The organism is Pedobacter cryoconitis, from assembly GCF_003259615.1.
In the GTDB taxonomy this organism is placed as follows: domain Bacteria; phylum Bacteroidota; class Bacteroidia; order Sphingobacteriales; family Sphingobacteriaceae; genus Pedobacter; species Pedobacter cryoconitis.
Window position 1 is genome coordinate 1 of sequence record NZ_QLLR01000022.1, and the last position, 26,046, is coordinate 26,046.

Annotated in this window: 7 protein-coding genes, 1 tRNA gene and 2 pseudogenes; 5 read left to right on the forward strand and 5 right to left on the reverse strand. The window is 40.5% G+C overall.

Features of this window, described 5'->3' with window-relative positions; all coding sequences use genetic code 11:
• Positions 1–81 precede the first annotated feature (81 nt).
• Positions 82–1,176 (forward strand): annotated as a pseudogene (locus tag LY11_RS18375) (transposase); the annotation flags it as partial.
• Between the two features lie 39 nt (positions 1,177–1,215).
• On the opposite strand, the gene LY11_RS18380 reads toward LY11_RS18375, so the two are convergent.
• From LY11_RS18380 to LY11_RS18390, 3 genes are all read right to left on the reverse strand, one after another.
• On the reverse strand, positions 1,216–1,524 hold the full coding sequence (locus tag LY11_RS18380) for an Arm DNA-binding domain-containing protein (protein WP_111635108.1): 309 nt from the start codon (positions 1,522–1,524) through the stop codon (positions 1,216–1,218).
• 243 nt (positions 1,525–1,767) lie between these two features.
• Positions 1,768–1,840: transfer RNA gene (locus LY11_RS18385), tRNA-Lys, on the reverse strand.
• A gap of 78 nt (positions 1,841–1,918) precedes the next feature.
• Complete coding sequence (locus tag LY11_RS18390) at positions 1,919–3,832, reverse strand: ATP-dependent DNA helicase (protein WP_111635109.1); 1,914 nt, start codon at positions 3,830–3,832, stop codon at positions 1,919–1,921.
• An 80-nt stretch (positions 3,833–3,912) separates the two neighbouring features.
• Between LY11_RS18390 and LY11_RS18395 the strand changes: the two genes are divergently transcribed.
• A complete protein-coding gene (locus LY11_RS18395; protein WP_111635110.1) occupies positions 3,913–5,400 on the forward strand; it encodes an IMP dehydrogenase in 1,488 nt (495 codons plus the stop codon).
• A gap of 65 nt (positions 5,401–5,465) precedes the next feature.
• Here LY11_RS18395 and LY11_RS18400 read toward each other — a convergent pair whose 3' ends face one another.
• Positions 5,466–6,863 (reverse strand): phosphatase PAP2 family protein, encoded by a 1,398-nt coding sequence (locus LY11_RS18400; RefSeq protein WP_111635111.1) that lies wholly within the window; start codon positions 6,861–6,863, stop codon positions 5,466–5,468.
• A 72-nt stretch (positions 6,864–6,935) separates the two neighbouring features.
• On the opposite strand from LY11_RS18400, the gene LY11_RS18405 reads away from it, so the two are divergent.
• On the forward strand, positions 6,936–7,517 hold the full coding sequence (locus LY11_RS18405; protein ID WP_111635112.1) for a Crp/Fnr family transcriptional regulator: 582 nt from the start codon (positions 6,936–6,938) through the stop codon (positions 7,515–7,517).
• A 5-nt stretch (positions 7,518–7,522) separates the two neighbouring features.
• Here the strand turns inward: LY11_RS18405 and LY11_RS18410 are convergent, their stop codons facing one another.
• Positions 7,523–10,060, reverse strand: coding sequence for a beta-L-arabinofuranosidase domain-containing protein (locus LY11_RS18410; RefSeq protein WP_245952827.1), 2,538 nt, complete (start codon positions 10,058–10,060; stop codon positions 7,523–7,525).
• A 431-nt stretch (positions 10,061–10,491) separates the two neighbouring features.
• Between LY11_RS18410 and LY11_RS18415 the strand changes: the two genes are divergently transcribed.
• Together LY11_RS18415 and LY11_RS27365 are read left to right on the forward strand one after the other, a co-directional pair.
• Entirely contained in the window at positions 10,492–16,932 is a 6,441-nt protein-coding gene (locus LY11_RS18415) for a non-ribosomal peptide synthetase (protein ID WP_111635113.1), read from the forward strand.
• A gap of 56 nt (positions 16,933–16,988) precedes the next feature.
• A pseudogene (locus tag LY11_RS27365) lies at positions 16,989–25,958 on the forward strand (amino acid adenylation domain-containing protein); the annotation flags it as partial.
• Between the last annotated feature and the right edge of the window lie 88 nt (positions 25,959–26,046).

A 26,046-nucleotide genomic window follows, 5' to 3' on the forward strand; every position in this document is an offset into this window, starting at 1 on the left:
TGACCTCCCCCCGAAAAACCGGACTGCTGAAAAGTCGAAAAAATCAGGGCAATTACGTAATTTAAACATACAGTAATTGTTATGAAAAAAAGCAAGTTTACAGAAGCGCAGATTGCCTTTGCGCTGCAGCAGGCAGAGACAGGAGTCTCAGTAGAGGAAGTATGCCGGAAGATGGGAATTCATCAGGCTACTTTTTACAATTGGAAGAAGAAATTTGGCGGTCTGGGGGTAACTGAACTTAGACGTTTACGTCAGTTAGAGGATGAGAATACCAAACTCAAACAACTGGTCGCTGATTTAAGTCTGGACAAACATATGTTGCAGGATGTACTTAAAAAAAAGCTTTAAGGCCAGCCCAATTGAAGGGGCTGGCCGAAGCTTTAGTGGTCAATTACAAAGTTTCTGTGCATCGGGCTTGTGAGGTCACTAAATTCTGTCGTTCCATGTGGTACTATAAAAAGCTAGGTCGAGATGATCAGGTGATTAGAATGCGGATGAAAGAAATTGCTGAAACTCGGGTTAGATATGGCAGTGAGAGGATATTCATCTTACTTCGTCGTGAAAGGATTCAAGGATAGCTATAATCGAGTCTATAGGCTTTATAAGCTGGAAGGATTAAATCTGCGCACTAAGAGGCCAAGAAGAAATCGGTCGGGTGTTCATCGCTTGGAACGGGCGCTACCCTCGCATATAAACGAGTGTTGGAGTATGGATTTTGTTTCCGATCAGCTGTTTGACGGACGGAAATTCCGATCCTTAACTATAGTTGATAATTATACAAGATTTTGTCTCGATATTTACCCAGAACAAGGTATAAAAGGAGAACAGGTTGTGACTGTTTTAGAAAGATTAAAAGAGCATTATATGGTCGTTCCAGAAAAAATTAGGGTAGACAACGGAAGTGAATTTATCTCAAAAGCTTTGGACAAATGGGCCTATGATAACCATGTTATACTCGATTTCTCTCGTCCAGGAAAACCTACGGATAACGCATATATTGAATCTTTTAATGGAAGTTTTCGTGATGAATGCTTAAATACAAACTGGTTCTTATCACTGGAGGATGCAACAGAAAAAATTGAAGCGTGGAGAACAGAATACAATACCTTTAGACCTCATAGTTCCTTAGAGGGATTAACGCCTCAGGAAGTGTGGGAAAAATGCCAATTAAAGCTCTGATTTTCGAATTTACGGTGTCTGAAAATTGGGGGGAGCTCAGTTTCTATAACTGTTCCTGAGCATTGAAGGGCTTACTACCTCATGCTTTGATTGTAGTATTGTAAAATGCTTTTCAAGCTCACATTGTATCCTGTTTAATGCAGAATTGATGCTTTTTGCCTCTGGGCAAGGCAAGATCCTTTTCTTTTCCATATCCCACCTATCACTAGGAATTTTTTTGGCTATAGAGAACTCTATCTGGTTTCCATCAATGGAAATTCTACAGATAATAGGGGCATAGCCGTTGATGTCAGCTTTTGATTTACGGTGCCAAAAAAGAATTGACAGGTTTTGGTTACTTTTCATTTCTCAATCTGTTAAAGTTAAAAACTTGTTTATGGCCGGATAACCCGGTAACAGCTTGCTCTTAATAATTTGGAGTCTAATGAATCTTTTAGACTGGTGCCCAAACTTAGCAATTAGAATCGGGCACCAGTTAGGGCACCATTCAGATTGGTTTCAGTTGGTATGAAATGACTTATTATTTTTTGAAAAACGCCTTTTGAAAAACATTTTAAACAGAAAAGGCGCAATTTCTTGCGCCTTTCGTGATCCCGCTGGGATTCGAACCCAGGACCACTACATTAAAAGTGTAATGCTCTACCAGCTGAGCTACGGAATCATTAATTCCTCTTGTTTAAGGAGGTGCGAAGATAGAAAATAAAAATTAATACACACTATACTTCATAAAAAAACAACGTTAAAATAACTGTAATGTTGTAGACTGTTGATTTCCAGACGATGTTTTTGTCTTTAAACTAGCCCTTGCATGATGTTCTGTAATCCAGGAAATATAGTTTTCGGCCTTAATTGGTTCTTTTAACAAACCTGTTGCTAATTGCAGCAGAGAAATCCGGTGCTCAATTACCGGTCTATACTTCTGAAAAAGATGTTGCAGCTCCTGCTGAACCTTGTTTTTTGGTTTAATCCTGATATTCTTGTTCACAGGATTTAAAACCTGTAAATTAATCTCCTTTGTAAAATACGTTGCTGCAGATTCAATTCTTTCCTGTAATGCCGGCAAATCATTAAAACCAGTTTGTTTATGTAAATTGATAACCTGAGTCTGAAAACGGTCAGCTAAAACAATCAAACTCTTAATTGATTTCCTCAGCTGAGAGAACAATACTGCATATTCCGGAATATTTGATCTGACAATTTCGGGGCGGGAGGTAACCGATTCCAGCTCACTCAGCAACTTATTCAATGAAAAGTGGTTCAGAACAAGCTGAAGAATAAATCCCTGCTGTCCGCTCACCAAAAGATCATCCAGCTCATCATCCTGTACAGACTTCATATAATTGATAACTTCTGTATTTGACCTTAAACTTTCCGTGCTGATCTTCGATTTCAAAATCAACCCATTAAGCGTTCTCACACGGCTCAAAGCCACATATACCTGCCCGGCTATAAACGATTTCCCCGCATCAATTATCGCATGGTCAAAAGTTAAACCCTGACTTTTGTGAATAGTCACTGCCCAGGCCAGTTTAACCGGATACTGAGAAAATTCACCAACCTGTTGCTGTACAATAACCTCTTCAGTATCTGTTTTATATTCGAAAGACTGCCACGAAGTCTTCTCTAACAACAAATCATCTTCATGAGGAAAGGAAATATAGATCTCCCCATCTTTAACAGATTTAATCTTTCCAATCTTTCCATTGTAAAACTTTCTGTTATCCCCGGTATCATTCTTAATGAACATGACCTGTGCACCTTCCTTTAACTTCAGCGTCTGTTCTGCCTGTAAACCAGCATCCCTGAACTCGCCGCTAGTCTCAGCAGTAAAAGTATACTCCTCACCAGGAAGCTCATCTAATTTCGCCTTATTAACGGTATTCGCTTCTGCATTATGTGAAGTGATAATAATCGGGCTCAATTCATCCGTTGCAAGAAAATCCGGATCATATCTTTTATTTAATAAAGCCAGATCAGCTTCAGTAATCTGATTATTTCTGATACTATTTAAAATATTAACGAATTCTGGTTCCGTCTGGCGAAATACTGTAGTTAATTCTATCTGTAAAAGCGGATTTCTGCGGATAACATAGCCCTCAAAAAAATAAGGGGAAGCATAAGCTCTGCTCAAAAATGCCCATTCCTCTCTCTTAGTGACCGGGGGCAATTGATACAAATCACCTATAAGCAACAACTGTACCCCTCCAAAAGGGATATTGTTTTTTCTTACAGAACGGAGTATGGCATCAATCATATCCATTAAATCACAACGAACCATAGAGATCTCATCGATAATCAATAACTCTAATTCATTGAACAACGTCGTCTTTTCTCTATTGTAACTTAAATCATTGACCATAGACTCAATCGAGGTAATGCCCAATTGTAAATCTTCCAGACCAATTTCACCAGGAAAAAAAGAACCGGCCGGTAATTGGAAAAAAGAGTTGATTGTCGTGCCCTTAGCATTCATTGCAGCCACACCAGTAGGGGCAACCACCACCATTTTTTTTGAACTCTCTTCTTTTATTCTTTTCAGGAGTGTAGTTTTTCCAGTTCCAGCTTTTCCCGTAAGAAAAATGCTCTGATTAGTGTACTCAATAAATGATAATATCTTGTCGAAAATTGAATTAGAAGGCCCGCCGTTACTCATTCCGCAAATTTAACCGATTAATTACAAAATGCTAACGTAAATTTCTGTGTTTTTTTCCATTAAAGAGTCTATCTTTGCAAATGGCAAAATACTTAAAAGAAACCTCGAGAACTTTCAGTGAATTTCTCTTAATACCAGGACTAACATCTTTTGATTGCGTACCTGATAATGTATCCTTAAAGACCTCACTGGTTAAATACCGGAAAGGTGAAAAATCATCAATAGAACTTAATATACCTTTCGTGTCAGCAATTATGCAGTCAGTTTCTGATGATCAGATGGCTATTGCGCTGGCAAAAAATGGCGGCTTATCATTTGTATTTGGATCTCAGACTATCCAAAAGCAAGTAGAAATGATCGAAAAGGTTAAACAACATAAATCTGGCTTCGTGATTAGTACCGCTAATCTGATCGCAGAAAATACATTAAAGGATGTTATTGCTTTAAAAGCGAAAACAGGTCACTCTACTATTGCTATAACTGATAATGGTACTGCCAATGGCAAACTGATCGGTATTGTTACCGGCAGAGATTATAGAATTGGCACAGACTTAATGGATAAGAAAGTCAAAGAATTCATGACCCCTTTTTCCAAACTGATTACTGCAAAAGTCGGAATTACCCTGAGCGAAGCCAATAGCATCATCTGGGAACATAAGTTAAACAGCCTTCCTGTAGTTGATGAAGATAATAACTTCAAGTTTTTTGTTTTCAGAAAAGATTATGATAACCATAAAGACAATCCTTTAGAACTATCTGACGACACTAAAAAACTAATCGTAGGTGCTGGTATCAACACAAGAGATTATAAAGACAGAGTTCCTGCACTGGTTAATGCCGGAGCAGACGTTTTATGTATTGACTCTTCTGATGGATATTCTGAATGGCAAAAAGCAACATTAGAATATATTAAAGCAGAATATGGTGACCGCGTTAAAGTTGGAGCCGGAAATGTAGTTGACAAAGAAGGGTTCTTATACCTTGTTGAAGCAGGCGCTGATTTTGTAAAAGTTGGTGTTGGGGGCGGATCAATCTGTATCACCAGGGAAACAAAAGGAATAGGCAGAGGACAAGCAACTGCTTTGATCGAAATCGCTGAAGCAAGAGATCAATACTTCGAACAAACAGGGATCTATATTCCAATCTGTTCGGATGGTGGAATAGCTCAGGATTACCATATGGCCATTGCACTGGCAATGGGAGCTGATTTTATTATGATGGGCAGATATTTTGCCAGATTTGATGAAAGCCCTACCCATAAAGTATTAGTTGGTGGTAATTACATGAAAGAATACTGGGGTGAAGGCTCTAACCGCGCCAGAAACTGGGAACGTTATGATATGGGTGGTTCTACAGGACTAAAGTTTGAAGAAGGTGTAGATAGTTATGTTCCTTACGCCGGGTCTTTAAAAGATAATTTAGACGTTACTGTTGGAAAAATTAAATCAACCATGTGCAGCTGCGGATTTACAACCATTGCGAAGTTTAAGGAAGATGCGAAACTTACTTTGGTTTCTTCTGTAAGTATCGTAGAAGGTGGAGCACATGATGTACTAGTGAGAGAATAAACTATAAATGATATTATTCAAGGTGCCAGTCTGGTATCTTGAATAATATTTATAAGCGACATTATTTACCAGATAAAAGCAGTAATTCCAAGTCCAAAAGTAATATTGTTATACCTGGTTTTTCCCTGGGTTTCCGGAAGACGCTGATAACCCAAATGCCCATCATTATCTATATCATTTAACACATCTATATCAAACTTATGGGTAGAAGCGAAATAACTGGTATAGGCTTTAATTGCAGTGTTTCGGCCAATGCGTTTCTGAATACCTACTCCAACAGACCAGCTGCCCGCTGTTTTTGGCTGATATCTTGCATAAGGTAACTCTGCTGTTCCAAATTCCTTCTGATATTCTGGCTTAATATCCAGGATAAAATTTCCATTGCTTCCAGAAGAAATCCCTGCATTCAATTTTGCGGTAATAAACCAGTTATTTGCTAATGGCAAGCTAAAATAAGGGCCAATATTTAAATATTTGACACCAAGGGCCTGCGTGTATAACCCATTACTGATTTCTAATATATTAGGATCAAGGCTGGCATGATCTGAATTTAAAGGAAAACTGGTAAATGCAAATTCACCCCCAATACCGATGTTTTTATTAAGAAACCAGGCACCTTCCATACCCATACTGAAACCATCTTTATTGAATATGTTTTCGTGTGCTGTTCCTGTAAGTCTCTTACTGGTTGCAATAGCGTAACCCACATGTAACTCCACAAAACCAGGGTTATTACTGATCGGAACAGGGTTGTTTTTTACAGGTGCATTCATCCCCCTGTTTTTCATAATCTGGTCAGTAACAAAATAGCCCAGTTCTGTAGAAATTATACCTACTCCGGCACCTGCAAGTACATCTGTAATCCAATGCCGGTTATTCAGACCACGACCAAGCGCAGTTGCTGTGGCCATCGCATAACCTGAAATACCAATTAAAGGGTAACCATATTGTCCATATTCCTTGTCCAGCATAGTTGCATTCATGAAAGCGGTAGCAGTATGTCCTGAAGGAAAGGAATTATTGGAACTCCCATCAGGGCGCTCAACTTTACTGGTAGATTTAATACCATTAACCATTGCGCCCATAATTCCCATAGAGAAGGCATAAGAGATAAAAGTTCGTTTTGGGGTATGCTTCCCTTTGACATTAAAAGCATTCAAGGCTACCACAGCGGCGGCTGGCGCATACTGCAGATAATCATCATATCTGTAATGGAAATCCGGAATAAACCTGTTTCTTACCTCTCTGACTGTTTCCTGATGGGGCCAGGCAAAGGCAGTAGTGCCAAATAAAATGAGTGGAACGGTCGTTTTTTTTATAATATTTCTTTTCCAGAAGCTATTAACGGGCTGCGTTAGTAAAAGACTATCAGTATATTGTGCGTTTGCAGTTGCTGTATGAAGGACGAATAGGAGAAGGAACAGAAACTTAAGATTCAGTTTACTTATACAGGGAATTAACATGGGCGAATATATTAATTTACATTTATATTTGTTTCTACTTTGTAAAAGGGCTTCTTATTAATATAATTGTGGATGTTTGACGTTTTCTTTTCTCATATTCTGGCAAAAGTATCATTAACCGAGGAGGAGAAGATTACTATAAAAGAGTTTTTTGTCTTCAGGAAACTTCGGAAAAAACAATATTTGCTTCAGGAAGGAGAGGTCTGCAAGTACATGTCATTTGTAGTAAAGGGACTGGTCAGGTCTTATAATGTTGATGAAAAAGGGGATGAGCATATGAATATGTTTGCCTGGGAGGGATGGTGGATTTCGGATATGAGAAGCTTCCTCTCCGGAGAAAAAGCCGTTTTCAACATAGATGCTATAGAGCATTCCGAACTTTTGACAATTACTCACGCAGATTTTGAAGAAATGACTTTAAAAGTCCCGGTAATGGATCGTTATTTTCGTCTTCTTTTTCAGAATAGCCTGGTTACTAAAGAGCGCAGATTAGTCAGTTCTATCACAGATGCAGCAGAAGAAAAGTATATCCGGCTAACGCAATACAGTCCGGAAATCATTCAACGAATTCCCCAGAATCTGATTGCATCTTACCTGGGCATCACTCCTGAAACCTTAAGCCGTATCAAGAAGAAAATTGCGCTGCGCAAGTAAAGGGATTATCTTGTCGTCTTCAGTTCTTTGGCCAGTAAATCATCAATAGTTGCCAGCGAATCATAAGCCCTGACTCCTATTGTCCCGCTTTTGAAGCTGGTATCTGTCACTGAAATTAAAGGTTTAGCTGTTTTGCCGTTAAAGTATACTTTAATAGAACTTCCTTTTGCCTCTATTCTAACCCGATAAGCTGTTCCGGTTTCCAGTTTTTGGTCTTTCGATGCCAGTAAAATCCATTTCTGATCAATTGATTTGCCTAATTCCACCTTTCCTGATGATGCGTCAATTCCTAAATAATAACCATGATAAGCATCAGCGCCGATAACCTGATCACTAACTTTGAACAACAATCCTGCATTGCCATCTTTTGAATCGAGCCGGATTGTTGCCTCATAACTCAGATCATCAAACAGTGTTCTGCTTGCTATAGCTTTTGACCCATGTATCCCATATCCCCATGAACCTTTATTCGAGGCTGCATGCAATGCTCCGTCCTTAATAAACCAGCTTCCGCCATAAATCAACCAATCCTTAAGGGTTGCCTGATTAAAATTCTCTTTAAACTCTTTGCCCGGACTTTGCGGTATACCAATAACAGGAAAATTACTGATCCTGATGTTTTCACTTCCAAAAGGCGTAAGTACAATCTCTTCTGTTGGTTCTGAAGAGGCTACCGGGCTCACTGGTACTTCTAAAGCGTGCATTTTAGTATAAGCTAAAGTCCATGATGGTATCTTTTTTGCTGAAACCTGAAGTTTAACAGGAGTAGTAGCCTGAATAAACGGGTTTTCCGGCATGGCAGTATGCTGGGTTTTTATAGATCCTGCTAAATCATTGCGGTTAATCACCAATCCGTAATTCCACGCAGAAGCTGCAGACACTTCATAATCAAAGAAACCTTTTACAGGATGTTTTTTCACCGGAGCATATTTTGCATCAATTTGCAGTGCATATACGATCGGGCCGCGTTCTACAGTTACGGAATTATTGACCTGACCGGTTATTTTTACTTCCATAGGGAAGGAGAGTACGACCTGGTCCTTTGTATCCCATGTTCTGTTAATCGTATAAATCTGACCTGTTTTAACACCAGCTGACTGTTTCCCATTAACAGTAATCTGCGGATTTTTACACCATTCCGGAATCCTTAATTTCAAAGGAAAAGAAGCAGTTTTTGCCAGCTCTATTTTAATCCTTATTTTTTCCTCAAATGGATAATCAGTAACTACCTGAAGCTTAATTGGAACTGAGTTTGCAACAAAAGCATTGACTTCAACCGGCGCATAAGCAATTACAGCCAGCCCCTTATCCGGAGTTGCTGTCCAGCTATTTTTTACAAAATAAGGCCAGCCCATGTGCATATTATACCTGCAACAGCCCATTCCTGAATATGGACTTAAAAGTAAGGCTCCATCATAATCTTCATCAAATCCGGAGTTACCGTGTTTGCAGACCACCTGATTTGGCTGTGAATAATATAAATGAGAGGTAATATCTCTGCTGAATTGTGCTGGCAGGGTATTAAAAGCAATCTTTTCCAATCTGTCACCCAGTTGCGCGTCATGAACTATTCTGACTGCGGTTTCCAGGCTTTGCATCCATTCCACAACAGTACAGGTTTCAGTTCCCTGAAAAGAGCTCTTTCCAGCCAAAAACTCGGTTCCGGAGGCAATTCCTGAAGCCTGGCCATGGTCCCTGATTAAATTGTCAATTCCTTTTTCAGTGGCGGCGCTATAAAATGCTGTCTTTTCCAGCTGTGAATAGAGCGCCGGGAATTTAAGCGCCTGCCCCACACTTACACTATGCTTGGTATGGAAATCGTCACCGTAAAAATAAAATTGATTGTTGGTATAAATGTCTGCCCAGGGGTAAGCTTGCGATTTTAGCTTCTCCGCAAGTACTAAAAGTGATCTTTCGCCAGTAATATTATAAAGCCAGAAGACAATTTCTATATTATCACCTGCTCTTGATTTGCTCCATTCCGTTAGCGGTTTTTTGTCCAGGTTGCTTAGTTGATATTTGAAATACCTGGTGAAAAAACCAATAACCCTTTTGTCACCTGTAGCTTCATAATAACTTTGTACCGCATACATCATTGGCATCCTTGGCCACCAATCGTTCATTTTTACCGGACCAAATGCACCATCAGGCTGTTGATGAGCTAAAGTCCAGTTTATCCATTTCTGAGCTTTTTCCTTTAAACCTGCATCATCCAAAGTATAAGCCAGCGCAACCAATCCTTTAACATAATAGGGGGCACGTTCCCAGCTTTCACCCTGGCCACCAAGCCAGTCAGAACCTGCACCAAGATTGGAAGCTTCCGGATAAAGTTCTTCAGCATGCCCTGTTGCCCCGTCTTTTTGTAACTCCAGTTGTTTGAGTAACCAACCCCTGGCTTTAATACTACCCAATGGAAGTTGTATATATGAAGCTGCATCAAGAGGAGCACGGTTATACTGATAAGGTGATCGGGATTTATGCTGCGCAATAAGCAGTGAAGGAAGCAAGGCAAGCCCAAAGATCATAGATTTACTGAAGTTCATATTTATAAATGGTTAGGCAATCCAAAGGACAAGTTTAACTTAAATAATAAGCCTTTTATTGTCAAAGGGATAAATTGATACAATATGAAGAAATTTTGAAATAAATGGTTGTCACATCTTTTCGTAAATAAATTTTGTTTTATTCAAATTATTATGCAGATTGCATTAAGATAACCAGAGGAAATAAAATATCTGGAAAATCTAATAAATTAAGTGTAGGTTATTGCTTACTGTAGCGGTAGCTATTCTTTTTTGAGTCGTTTTAGACTAATCATATACACAATCCCAGTATAATCATCCACAGCTTGTTTCATTATTTTCCTGCATAATAATCAGACGTTATGTTATTCCAGCTTCATACAGATGAAATTGACTATGAACTGCTGTAATTCAGGATTGATAACAAAACCGAACTCTGATAAAGCTTAATTATGAAAAGCACTACCCTAAGTGAGTTACTCCGGAAAAATATACATTCGCATCATATAGGAATTACCTTTATAGAAGGCAGCGATCAGGAAATATTCCTTTCTTATGCTGGCTTATATCAGCAGGCGCTAAAGGCCCTGGCAATTCTGCAAAACAGCGGTATGTCTGCTGGTGATGAACTTGTATTGCAAGTCAGCGATAACAAAACTTTTGTGATTGGTTTCTGGGCAGCAATTTTAGGTGGCTTTATACCAGTACCGCTCGCTGCCGCACAAACAACTGAACAGAAGCATAAACTGTTTAATGTGTGGAAAATACTAAACAACCCTTTCTTGCTGATAGCTGATCAGGAATTAAAACATCTTGAAATATTTGCGATAGAAAATAACTACATGCCACTATACCGTGGGATGGAAGAACAGGTGATTTTGGGGCAAGCTTTACTGTTGTCTTCAGAGGAAGGTAAAATGGCGACAGTACAAGGACAGGAAATTGCCTTTGTGCAGTTTTCCTCAGGCTCTACTGGTTTACCTAAAGGAGTTGTACTTACACATGAAAATCTGTTGGCTAATCTGGAAGGGATAGCGAATGCTGGTGAATATAACAAGGGTGATAACATGTTGAGCTGGATGCCATTGACCCACGATATGGGCCTGATAGGTTTTCATTTAAATCCCTTGTACAGTGGTATTAACCAATATTTAATGCCTACTTCTCTTTTTGTACGCAGACCTGAACTTTGGCTTGCCAAAGCCAGCGAGCACGCCATCAGCATTCTTTGTTCACCCAATTTTGGGTATGAGTATTTACTCAAACATCTGGGTACGCAGGGAAAACAAACCTGGAATTTGTCAGACGTAAGGATTATTTATAATGGGGCAGAGCCTATATCGGCTGCGCTGTGTGAACGTTTTTTGGATACGCTTGCTTTGTACGGGCTATCTCGTAAGGCCATTTGTCCGGTATATGGTCTGGCAGAAGCCAGTGTTGCTGTGGCAATGACTGCTATGCAGGATGAAGTTATTGTTGTTCACCTGCATCGTGACCACCTCAGCCCGGGTAACAGTATTGCCCTGGTTAGCGATCTTGACACTGCTGCTGTTACCTTTGTCAATGTAGGCAGGGCGATTGATCATTGCGAACTCCGGATTGCGAACGAAGAGGATATTGCAGTGCCCGAATCTGTAATCGGACAGGTGCATATTAAAGGCAGAAATGTAACAGGAGGTTATTACAATAACAAAAATGAATCTCTGAATGCAACAGCCTCAGATGGCTGGTTAAAAACAGGTGATCTCGGATTCTTGCTGAATGGGGCATTATATATTACCGGCCGGAAAAAAGACGTTTTTTTTGTAAATGGCCAAAATTACTATCCTCATGATATTGAGCGTGTAGCAGAAGAATCAGCTGGTTTTGAATTAAATAAAATTGCAGTAGCAGGATGGTTCAATAATGCTGCCCAGCAAGAAGAAGTAATTGCTTTTGTAGCACATAGGGGGAGTATAGAATCGTTTCTACCTTTAGTAAAACTGCTGAAAGCCGTGATTAATACCAGGACAGGTTTGGTGATTAACCGGATACTGCCGATCAAACAAATTCCTAAGACCACTAGTGGCAAATTACAGCGTTTCAGGCTCATTGAACGTTTGCACAATGGGGATTTTGAAAAAATTGAACAGGAGCTGCAGCAAGCTATAATAAGTACAGAAAGCAACATTATTGCTGATACTTCCCTATACAGCACAGTAGAAAGACAGTTACTTGACTTATACAAACAGGTACTAGACAATAAAGACATTGATATCAATGATTCATTTTTCGAGGCAGGCGGAAATTCATTGAAATCTGCCGAACTAGCTATGTTAATGCTGAAATCTTTTGAGATAGAGTTATCCTCCAAAGTATTGTACAGCAACCCGACAGTAAAAATGCTGGCTGCTGCAATAGGACAATTGCAAAAACAAAGCTACATACCGTTACCGACAGCAGACAAGCAAACCTATTACCCGGTAAGTTTTGCCCAGAAAAGACTATACTATGCCTGGGAGCTGGACAGTATGGGAACTGCCTACAATGTTCCTGTAGGTATTCAGATAAAGGGGGCGATTAATGCTGATAGGCTGGAATTTTGTATCCGTCAGCTAATTGGCCGTCATGAAGTATTGCGCATGTCATTTCACAGGAAAACGGAGCCTGTATTCAGCATAACAGAAGCTGTTGAATTTTCATTAAATCGTTTAAATTGCACAGAAGCGGATATAGATACAATGCTGTTACAGCTGGTTGAGCCATTTGATTTAAATAAGGGTAAGCTCTTCAGGTTTACTTTGCTCCAAACAGCTATTACGGAATATATACTATTTGCAGACTTTCATCACATCATTGCAGATGGTATTTCAATAAGCATTTTTATCAGGGAATTGCTGGATCTATACGAAGGTAAAGAACTAGCTGCCTTATCCGCAGCTTATACGGATTTTGCGTGCTGGGAGAAAATACATGATGTTATCAATAACGATGCTGCTGTATTATATTGGCAGCAGCAGTTGCAGCCGCCTATACCATTGTTAACGCTGCCTGCCAATCAGAAGCAGCCTGCTGTTTTCAATTATTCAGGTGCACGCAAAAGCTTTCAGTTCGATGATGCAGTTGACGCAGGGCTTCGGCAATTAGCCAAACAATATGGATGTACTTTACATGCGCTGCTGTTAACACTCTATTATATACTGCTCTGCAAATATTCAGGGAAAGAAGATATTATCGTTGGTATTGCTTCCTCTGGCCGGAATCATCCGGATTTACAGGGATTGATGGGCATGTTTGTAAATAACCTGGCTATAAGAACGCAAATTGATGGGGAACAGAAATTTACAGATCTGCTGGAACACGTTAACCAGACCATAGATAATGCCTTTGATTATAAGGATTACCCATTTGATGCGGTCGTTAAGCAGGCAGATACCAGGCAAGAGGCTGGCAGAAACCCGGTTTTTGATACCATGTTTCTTTTTCAGCATTTTCATTTACCTGAAACTTCACCTGCAGATTTTACCTGTAGCCATTACCCTTTTAATACTGGTTCAGCGAAGTTTGATCTTTCACTCGAACTCAAGGAGGTGGGACAAAAATTGCAATATGAATTTGAATATGCGACCAGTCTTTTTGAGGAATCTTTTATTGATAGCCTGGGCCGCAGCTTTGCTTGTCTTGCCCGTAGTGTAGCTATCGATCCACATCAAAAAGTTGCAATACTGCCGGTTCTTGATGTGAAAGAATATGATGAAGTCATACATTTATTTAACCATACGGGGAATGTATTTCCCAAAGATAAATCCATACATCATTTATTTGAAGAGCAAGTTCAGCGAACACCCGGTGCTATTGCTATAGAAGATAACGGCTACCAAATCAATTATGCGCAGCTGAATAAACGAGCTAACGAAATGGCACTGCTACTGCGCAGTAAAGGAGCAGCAAATGGCCATATTATTGCATTGTTGTTGCCTGGATCTATTGAATTGGTGGTCAGTATTTTGGCAGTATTAAAGACTGGAGCTGCCTATTTGCCGATTGATACTGAGCTGCCAGAAGAGCGTATACGCTTTATGCTAAGCGATAGTAAAAGCCTTCTAATGGTTACAAACCGTGCCGTAGCTGAAGAAAGACAACTTCATACAATTTCCGGAATAAATTTCTTGTATACAGACGAACCAGAGACTTCGGCTTTACCTCTTTCTTTAACTGAAGAAGTAGATGTAGTTGATAAGCTGGCCTATGTAATTTATACTTCTGGAACAACAGGAAATCCAAAAGGTGTGATGGTCCACCATGCTTCACTGGTAAATTATATTACCTGGGCTGCTGAAACTTATTTAAATGGGACTGATCTTACTGTTCCGCTGTTTACTTCCATTTCTTTTGATTTGACGGTTACTTCTATTTTTACACCGCTTATTACCGGTAACCGTATACTCATTTATCAGGATAAAGAAGGGGAAGTCTTAATTGAAAAAATTATGACCGATAACCGGTCAGATATTATCAAATTAACACCCTCGCATCTTCGGATCATTGCTGCCAGCGAAACGATGCCTTATGGGGAAAGCAGGGTGAAAAAATTTATTGTTGGCGGCGAACAGCTTAATACTGCGCTGGCAAAAACAATTTCCGGTAAACTGGGCGGCCCGCTTGAAATATATAATGAATATGGGCCAACAGAAGCTACTGTGGGCTGTATGATTCACAAGTTTAGTACGGACGAAGCTGGCGAAGTTGTACCTATAGGAGTGCCTGCTGCGAATACCTGGATTTATCTGCTGGACAAATATCTGCAGCCTGTGCCCGCTGAGGTGGCAGGCGAAATATATATAGCTGGCGACGCGCTTGCTAAAGGCTATTTGTTTAACGCAGTTTTAACAGCAGAGAAGTTCATAGTCAATCCCTTTGTTAAGGATACACTGATGTATAAAACAGGTGATATGGCAACGCGGTCACCGCAGGGGATAGTAAAATATATCGGACGAGGGGATCAGCAGGTTAAAATAAATGGTCACCGGATTGAGTTGCAGGAAGTAGAATGTAAAATACTTGAATATAAGGGTGTTAATGAGGTTGTGGTGACGATTAAAAACCTAAAAAATGGTGAGCCAATCCTCTGTGCATATTATAAAAGCGACGAAGTAATAGCTGCTGCCAGCTTACACAATTATCTGGCTTTGCATTTGCCTTATTATATGATCCCTGCTCATTTTATGCAGCTGGAGCATATACCCTTAACACAGAATGGCAAAACAGATTATGCTGCTTTGCCTGAGCCAGCTCAGGTAATACTTGCAGAACCTCAAATGCCTGCCAACGAGATAGAACAAATTATGCTCAATGTATGGGGTGATGTATTAAGGTCTTCGGTTATAACCGTTACAGATAATTTTTTCCATCTGGGCGGCGACTCCATCAAAGCAGTTCAGATCACATCGCGCTTGCTGGAAAAAGGAATTGTACTTAAAGCACGAAATATCCTTACCTGGTACACCATCGCACAAATTAGTCAGCATGCAACGTTTGTTGGGAAATATCAGCAATACGCCCAGGGAGTTATTGAGGGGGTGAAAACAATAACACCTATTGAGCACTGGTTTTTTGCACAACAGCTGGCCAATCCTGATTATTACAACCAATCTGTATTGTTAGTGTTGAAAAGGCCATTATCCGCTGCCTTACTGGAAAGTGCTTTTGAAAAGATAATTGAAACGCATGATGAATTAAGAATGAATTATGATGCAGCTCAACAGCAAACTTTTTACAATAAAGCACATCTGGGCAAACGCATAGTAATTGAAACGTACGAAGTTTTAACTCCAGACATCGCTGCTATTTGTGAGGGCGTGAAAAGGAACTTCGATATAGCACATAACTTGTTACTTAAGGCAGCGCTGATCCACGAAAAACAGGGGCAAACCTATTTGCTGATTACCGCGCATCACCTGGTAACCGACGGTATTTCATGGCGCATTTTGCTGGAAGACCTATATACAGCCTGCGCAGCACTTGAAAGAGGGATGGACATCATCATGCCTCAAAAAACTGCTTCGCTGTTTGAATGGCAGCGGGCATTAATAAATTATGCTGCGGGTAAAGCTTATACTGATGCCGAAGGTTTCTGGATTGCGCAGGAAACGGATGTTTTTACAGTGCCTGCAGATAAACATACCGATGACTGGCGCTGTAAAAACCGCGGGAAAATACAATTGCAACTTAATGAAACTGCTACTGCATTTTTACTGACAGACGCTAACCTGGTCTACCATACAGATACGTCAATGCTGTTAAATACCGCACTGGCAATGGCTTTAAAAGAATGGACCAATGCTGCTTATATAGTCATTGAACAGGAAAGCCATGGTCGCCATCTGGATATTAATGTGTCACGTACACTGGGCTGGTTCACAGCTATTTATCCGTTATGTTTGAAGTTAGCTGACGATAGTAGCCCGGCTGCTTGCATAAAGGCCGTTAAAACTGCTTTTGCAGCCATACCTGATCAGGGTATAGGTTATGGTATTTACCAATATCAGCAACCGTTGAATCAGCAGCGTATTACACAGGTCCGCCTGAATTACCTGGGACAGTTTGACCATGAATTTGACAATGAGCTTTTTAAATTCAGCAACCACTCAACTGGTCCTGAAACAGATCCGGAAAACAATCTCTCTGCTGTTTTAGAAATAAATTCGATGGCCATACAAGGCAAATTATACATTGATTTCTGCTATAACAGCAAATCGCATGAAAAAGGTACCATGCAATGGCTCACCAATGTCTTCATGGATAAACTAGATAGTCTTCAGGATCATCTGCTCAGTGAACATAAAACACATTTTATACCTGCTTCCTTTGGAGTCACTCTTGATGAGCAGGACCTGAATGAACTGTTCAGCTAATTAAGAACTTCCCATTTATTTGCACGCACAATTTTACCGAATAAACCTTTGTCATTATGAAAGTGAAGATTGAAAAATCAAACGTCCAGGAGATCGTGGAGCTTAATATGGTTCAAAAGGGCATGTTGTATCACTACCTGAAAGATTCGCAGGAAAATCTTTACAATGTGCAGCTCGCTTTTCATATTCATGGAGAACTTAATGTTGATTTATTGCAAGAGGCTTTAAATGCAGTGCAGCTTGGGAATGATGCGCTGCGTTCGGTTTTCAGTTGGGAAAAACTATCCAGGCCGCTACAGCTTATCCTTAAAGAATGTGCAGTTAATTTTACTTATTTAGATCTTTCGAAAGACCTGCAGGAAGACAATGGTGATTTTGTGACTGAATACCTGTCAAAAGATGCGGCTAAACGCTTTGATCTGAATGCGCTTCCGCTAAGGGTGAGTGTTATTAAAGTTGCTGCGCACTCATTTATATTGATAATTACTCATCATCATATTCTATATGACGGCTGGAGCACCGGCATTATATTAAAAGAAATTTTTGACTGCTATAAACAATTATTAAATCAGCAAAGGCCTTTTATTGGTCGTAAGACAAGTTACAGCGCTATACAACTGGCAATACAGCAGGCGGCAAATCATCAGGAAACTCTTCATTACTGGAAAAATTATCTGGAAGGATATGAAATAACTTCTTTTTTTTCAAAAACAGCTTTTTCCAACTTCACTGCAAAGTCCCAAAAAATCCGCTTTACTGTGGCGGGACAATCTTTGGCTTCATTTTCGGAAACTCATTTTGTGACGAAAGCATCGGTCATTTATGCAGCTTATGGGTTATTACTACAGCAATACTTTAATGAACCAGATGTCACTTTTGGAACAGTGGTTTCCGGCAGGGATGTTCCTGTTCAGGGCATTGAGCAGGTCGTAGGGAATTTTATTAATACTATTCCGCTGCGTTTGACCGGTACAGCTAATCATACGTTGCTTTCAGTTGTGAATATGGTTAGTGAACAGCTGATTGAACGGGAGTCTTTTACGTCTGTTTCGAACACAGCTGTAAGAGAGTTGCTACAACTGAGGCCTACGGAATTATTGTTTGATTCTGCCGTAGTGATTGAGAACTATCCGCTGGATGAAACCTGGCTAAAGGGATTAAATTCACTTTCTCTGGAATTAAAATCCGTACAGGAATTTACAGATATTCCGCTGATGGTGACGGTTTTCTTTACTAAAGATGTGGAAATTGAACTTTCGTGTAAAGCTGGTTATGCTGATAACTTATCAATGGCTTCTTTAGCGCATGCGTTTAAAGCAATCATAAATGCTATTACTGATCATCCCCATGAGCAAGTCAGTGCAGTACAGCTTTTGTCAGCTGCGGAAACAGAAAATTTACTTTTATTCTTCAATAATACACAAATTAGTTATCCACGGGATGCAACGGTTGTTTCATTATTTGAACGCCAGGCAGCGCTTATTCCGGATAAGACAGCACTTATATATGAAAATACAGTACTTACTTATCGTTCACTAAACAATAAGGCTAATCAGCTGGCCCATACACTCAGACAAAAATACGGGATTGGGCAAGGGCATCGCGTGGCGATTATGGCAGAACGTTCTGAATGGCTGGTCATTGGTTTACTCGGTATTCTAAAATCAGGGGCCTGTTATGTGCCAGTAGATCCGCTTTATCCAGTCGAAAGGATTGGCTATATGCTGGAAGATAGTGAAGCTGGTGTGCTGATTACATCCGGTGAAGTACCTGGGACAGGCTCGTATGGTGGTGCAGTACTGAACATGGAAGAGATATTGTCCCTGCAAACAGAAAATCCGGAAAAGATAAATAATCCGGATGATTTATGCTATACCATTTATACATCCGGTTCAACTGGCAAACCGAAGGGGGTGATGATCACACATGGAAATGTAGTTAATTTTTTCGCTGGTATGAACAGTCAATTGCCCTTGCAAGCTGACGATTGTATATTGGCGGTTACCAGCACATCATTTGATATTTCAGTACTGGAAATTTTCTGGACCTTATGTCAGGGGATTAAAGTGGTTATTCATCCTTCCTATGTAGCGTTAAACGACCTGGACCGGTATTTGCAATTGTCTTCTTCTGATCGTATAACGCTGCTTCAATCAACGCCGTCATTTATGCAGCAGGCCTTGGAAAGTCCAGGCTCCATAGCGTTCCTTCGTTCTCTTCGTCTGTTGTTAATGGGGGGAGAAGGTGTTCCCTTATCACTTGTACGTGATCTTCAACAAGAAACTAACGCTGCTCTGTACAATATGTATGGCCCAACAGAAACCACAATCTGGTCTTGTGTACATGCTTTTGAACCGGGACTGCAAAAGGTATTGGTAGGAACCCCTATAGCCAATACACAACTATATATATTGAATAAAGACCTGCAATTGCTGCCTGTAGGGGCGGTTGGTGATTTATATATCGCAGGGGATGGCTTGTCTTGCGGTTATTGGAGACGGCCTGAACTTACTGCAGAGAAATTTATAGCAAATCCATATCAGGCTGGTAGTTTGATGTATAAAACCAGTGATATGGCCCGCTGGCAAGCCGATGGCACGGTAGAACTGCTGGGGCGTGAAGACAACCAGGTGAAAATTCGTGGTTATCGTGTAGAGCTGGGCGAAATAGAGAATAGTTTGTGTGCTTATGCCGGTATTACTGAAGCTGTAGTCACTGCAAGGGAAGAAAATGGTACAAATGTGCTGGTCGCCTATTATGTAGCACAGGAGCCTGTTACAGAAACATTATTGAGTGGCTTTCTGATGAAATCACTGCCTGGCTATATGATGCCTGCTTATTACACGCATTTATCTGCCATGCCTTTAACGCCAAATGGAAAAATGGATCGCAAGGCCCTGCCAAATCCGGAAATTAAATCTGGTGATGACTTTGTTGCACCTGCTGGTGAAACCGAAGAAAAGCTGGTGTTATTGTGGGCAGAAGTATTAGCAATTGATAAAAATAAGATAAGTGCTGTACATAGCTTTTTTGACCTTGGTGGACATTCGCTAAAAATGATTGCCCTGGTAAACAGGATATTGAGGGAGTTTAATGTGGTGTTTGCTATCAATCAGATATTTGAATATCAGGATATAAAACGTCAGGCACTTTATTTAGAAGGTAAAGAACAAATTGCCTATACACCCATTTTACCGGCACCTGTCTCTGCTTATTACCCTTTGTCATCAGCTCAAAAGCGATTGTATTTTGTATATGAACTTGATCAATCCTCCACAGCCTATAATGGTGGTGTTACCATCATGCTGGAGGGAACAATTCACAAGGAACATATAACAGATGTATTTCGTAAACTCATTGACAGGCATGAAATATTCAGGACCTCATTTGGACTTAACAATGGGCACATTGTTCAAATGATAGCCGATAAGGTTCAATTTGAAATCACTTGTCTTACTGCTGCTGAAGAAACATTGCAAACCGTAATACAACAATTTTCCCGTCCATTTAATTTGTCGCAAGCACCTTTAATACAGGTTGCATTAGTAAATATTGCTGAGGCAAAGCATCTGATGATCATTGATCTGCATCATATTATTGGTGATGGTGTATCACAAGATGTATTAACCAGGGAGTTTATGGCGCTGTACAATAATGAGGTGCTGCCGCCTTTAGTGCTACAGTATAAAGATTATGTGGTCTGGCAGCAGGAAAAAACTCAGCAGGAGAAAATAAAATTACAAAAGTATTTCTGGAAAAATAATTTTAATGATTTGCCCGGATCGCTGGAGTTACCTGTCGATTTTGACCGGGTACCTGCACATCAATACAAAGGCCGGGCTTTTGATTTTGAAATCGGTGCGGCAGAAACAGCAAAACTTCAATCGCTGGCACAAGGCGAAGGCACTACTTTATTTACTGTACTGCTCTGCGCATATACCATATTTCTGGGTCGTCTGGGTAATCAGGAAGATGTCATTGTAGGTACACCAGTTGCAGGAAGACAACATACTGATCTGGAAAATATGATCGGCATGTTTGTAAATATGCTTGCTTTACGCAGCAGGCCAGTGGCTTCGATTACCGTGAAGGAATTTTTAAAAACAATGATTGCTCATACACAGGCATGTTTTTCACAACAGGAATTTCCTTATGAAGAACTGGTGGATATGCTGGGTATACCCCGGGACACCAGCCGTAACCCTTTATTTGATACGTTATTTACTTACCAGAATTATAAAGAAACTGAGCTACAGTTACCAGGCCTGTCGCTTCAGGTTTCAGACACAGCACATCAGGCCATTCAGTTTGATCTCGTTTTGTCTGCTGCTGAAAAAGAAGGCAAAATTATATGCCGATTTGAGTATGCCTCTGAACTATTTAAAAGGGATACGATCCAGCGGTTTGCTGGTTATTTTAATGAAATAATCTATGCCATTACTGCAAATTCTGCTATTAAGATTGGTGATATTGAAATAATTAATACCGAAGAACGTACGCTGCTGCTGAATTCCTTTAATGCTATAAAAACTGAGTACAATAAAGAGGAAAAAATCGTTGCCATAATTGAACAGCATGCTGAACGCTTACCTGATCATATTGCAGTAACGTTTGAGGGTAAAAGTCTTACTTACAGTCAGCTGAATCAGCAGGCAAATGCGCTGGCCAATGTGTTACATGCCCGGCTGTATAACGTTGGAATACCCAGGATTGCTGTATTGTTTCAGCCTTCCATAGCAATGATTGTGGCTATACTCGCTGTATTAAAAGCAGGCGGAGTATATCTGCCTTTATCACCGCAGGTTGCCGCAGAAAGAAATGATTATATACTGTTTGACAGCGGGGCAGCCCTGGTACTTGTTCAGGAAAATATGCTGGAGGACAGTATGTCACTGGCATTTACCCGGGATAAGACTGCATTTCTGCCGGTTGGGGAAAACAATGCTTCTGCTACGGAACTGAATTTCGCTGTACCAGTAATTCCGGCAACGCAACCCATGTATATTATTTACACATCCGGTACAACAGGTGTACCCAAAGGAGTAGAGGTAAGCTATAACGGGGTGCTAAACTTACTCGCTTTTTATAAGCAGTTGTACCCGGTAGCAGCTGGTGTGTGCTTCAGCCAGGTTGCTAATATTTATTTTGACGCATCAGTATTTGAGATCTGGCCCGCATTAACAAATGGTGGTTGTCTTTGTATAGCACCGGAAGAGGTTCGGATGGATGCCCTTGCAATGCGTTCATGGCTGATCAGCAACAACATCGTGATTACTTATCAGGTCACCGCTATTGCAGAATATCTGCTTAATGAAACATGGCGGCCAGGGGAAAGTGCCTTGCAGGTGATGAATGTGGCAGGAGACAAGTTCAATTATTTACCCGCAAGAGATCTTCCATTTAAATTGTTTAACCTGTATGGGCCAACAGAAGATACCGTATGGACAACCTGGCTGGAAGTCACAGCACAGGGCCGCACAAATGGGTATAGTATTGGGAAACCGATTGGAAATAAACAAATATTTATTCTTGATAAAGATCTTCGTTTACAGCCTGTAGGCGTTCCAGGAGAATTGTGTATTGGGGGAGAGGGCCTTGCATTGGGTTATATCAATAATAAAGCACTTACCGAAAAGCAATTTGTGCCAAACCCTTTTTTTGGAACAGGCCGTATTTATAAAACAGGTGATCTTGCCAAATGGGCACCTGATGGTGAAATTCTTTTTCTTGGAAGAAAAGATGACCAGGTTAAAATTCGCGGCTTCCGCGTGGAACCGGGTGAAATTGAACGTCACTTGTTAGCTCACCCTGCTATTAAAGAAGCTATTGTACTGGCCAGAGAAAAAAATGGAAGCAAATACCTCATTGCTTACTATGTAGCTGGTGAAACAATTACTATTCAGGAAGTAAGAGCATATCTGTCAGCTAAATTACCAGATTACATGGTGCCCGCATTTCTGATGGTATTGAGCTCCATGCCGCTTACGGCAAATGGAAAAATTAACCGTCAGGCATTGCCTGATCCTGATCTGGAAGCAGAAAATAGCTACGAAGCACCAGTAACACCAGAAGAACAATTGCTGGTGAAAGTTTGGGAAGAAGTTCTTGGTGTGGTTGGTATTGGTGTAACGCATAACTTTTTTTCAACCGGTGGTGACTCTGTAAAATCAATACAGATCAGTTCCCGTTTACGTGAGCTTGGGTATAAAATCTCGGTAAAAGACATTTTTGCAGCTCAAATTATTCGTTTGCTTGCAGTTAAACTGCAAAAAGTAACCATGCAATACAGTCAGTTGACAGTACAGGGCAGCGCCAATTTAAGTCCTATACAACAATGGTTTTTTGAAGGAAATATCAAAAGTAAAGGTCGTTTTAACCAGTCTGTACTGCTTAGACTGGACCACCGGATTACCAAAGACAAAGTGACCCTGATTTTTGAGCAATTGTTAGCTCATCATGACGCATTACGCCTCATCTTTAAGCTGGATGGTACACAGGTAATTCAGGAAAACCTGCCTCATGCAGCAATAAAGGTAGAGGAAATAGATCTGACAGGCATAGTACAGCCGGAACTGGAAATAGAAACCTTTGCTGACAGGCTCCAGCAGCACATGGATCTTGAAAATGGAGTACTTGTAAAACCAGGTCTGCTTCATCTGGACAACGGAAGCGCTTTGTTAATTGTAATACACCATCTTGTGGTGGACGCTTTTTCATGGCGCATTCTGCTCGATGATATTCAAACTCTTTACCTGCAGATCCTGGAAGAGACACCATTGTCGCTCCCTGCTAAAACAGCACCGTTTATTTCCTGGCCACAACAGCTTGAAAATTATTCCCGGAGTACTGCGTTCATCAAAGCTGCTTCCTATTGGAATGCGGCGGAAAGCCAATCCACTATAGTCCCAAAAAGAGATCATATCAATGGGGACAATTTAGTCAGCGAAGAAACGAAAATGTATTTTTCGCTGGACGAGGCAGCTACTGCCAGCCTGCTTACAAAAGTACCTGCTGCTTTTCATACGCAGATCAATGATATTTTGCTGGCAGCATTGCTGTTAAGTATTAAAAGACAATACCAGGATATAAATGGTGTATTACTGCACCTGGAAGGACATGGACGTGAAGAACTGGATGCTACCGTAGATTTTAGTCGTACTGTTGGCTGGTTTACGACCATTTACCCGGTTTACATGGAATATCCGTCAGACAGCCTCCCGGGCCTTATCAAATATGTAAAAGAAATACTGAGAAATATCCCGGATAACGGGATCGGCTATCTGGTAAACAAGTATCTGCAAACTGGAAACAGGAATACATCAGAACAGGAGGTCAATGCCCGGATTGTGTTTAATTATCTTGGACAAGGAGATACCGATCTGAAGAACAATTTATTTTCCATTCAAACAGATGCGCCGGGAAATAACAGGGCTTCTGATGATAACAGGTTGTATGATTGGGATATATCAGGAATTATATTGCAGAAACGTTTGCAGATGACCATTGCATACAGCAAGGATCAATACAACGATGAAACTATGCAGCGGCTGATGAGTGCTTATCATACCAGCCTGATAGAATTGATTGCCTATTGTTCAGACTGTACAAAAGAGACACTAACCCCCGCTGATGTAACCTGTAAGGGTTTAACTATCAATCAGCTGGATGTTGTGCAACAGCAATATGTGATCGAAGATGTCTGCCCGCTTTCTCCTATGCAGGAAGGCATGCTGTTTCATTATCTGCTGAATCCTGATACAGAGAATTACTTTGAACAGATGACCGTAAAGATAAAAGGTTCATTACAAGTTTCTGTCGTACAGCAAACTATGGACGCGCTTTTGGAGAGATACGGTGCACTGCGGACCATTTTCTTACAGGAAGGGTTTTCCCGGGCCCTGCAGCTGGTGCTCAAACAACAACAAATCGTTGTTCAATACAATGATGTAGAAGAAGCCTGTGCAGCAAATGGAAAAGATGAAATGATACTTTTTTATCGCTTGCAGGAGCGTGAGCAGAAATTCGACCTGAGTAAAGATGCACTCATCCGTTTATGTATACTTAAAACGGGTAAAGATGAATATGAACTGATCTGGAGTCATCATCATATTATAATGGACGGGTGGTGCCTGGGTATTATCCTGAAAGATTTTATGAAACTGTACCAGGGGTATTGCAGCAACACTGAAAAACTGATGCCTCCTGTTCATACGTATTCCAAATACCTGCAATGGCTCGAAAACAGAGACAATGAAGCTTCAGTCAATTATTGGAGTACTTATTTGTCGGCATGCAATTTTCATTCTTCTCTGCCTGAAAAAGCAATTTTGCAAACCAAAGAGAAAGCTCCTGCACAGCAATTAAAACATCAGCTGGTACTTGATGAAACGCTTGTGAAAAAGCTGCGCCAGGTATCTGCTACTCATGGTATTACCCTGAGTACACTTTTCCAGTTTGCCTGGGGCGTATTGTTGTCCAGGTATAACAACAGGCAAGAATCAGTATTTGGAATAGTAACAGCAGGAAGACCGGCCGAAGTACAGGGAATTGAATCAATGGTTGGCTTGTTTATCAATACCATACCAGTACATATAATTTTTGAAGCACATCAGGTTATTGCTGATGTATTGTCCCGGTTGCAGGCAGCCGCACTTGATAGTGAAGCGCATCAATACCTGACCTTACCTGAAATTCTGGCGGCAGGAGGGAAAGATAGTGGATTGTTTAACCATATTATGGTTTTTGAAAATTATCCGCTGTCACTTGAATCTGTTGCTGCCCGCAATGGCCATGCTGATGAAATAACTATTTCGGATGCACATTTTTATAACCAGAGTAGTTATGATTTATCGCTGACTATTATCCCTGGTAAAGAAATGAGTGTACAGATGGATTATAATGCGTCAGTTTATGATACTGCCATCATTCAGCAAGCTTCAAGACATCTGTTTAACATTCTGAACTATATAGTTGCACACCCTAAAGGACGCACAGGCGATATTCAGATCCTGGATATAGCAGAACAAAACAACCTGCTGTATGCTTGTAATACAACTGCAAACACGTATTACAGCAATGAAGAAACTGTCGTGTCGTTGTTTGAAAAACAGGCAA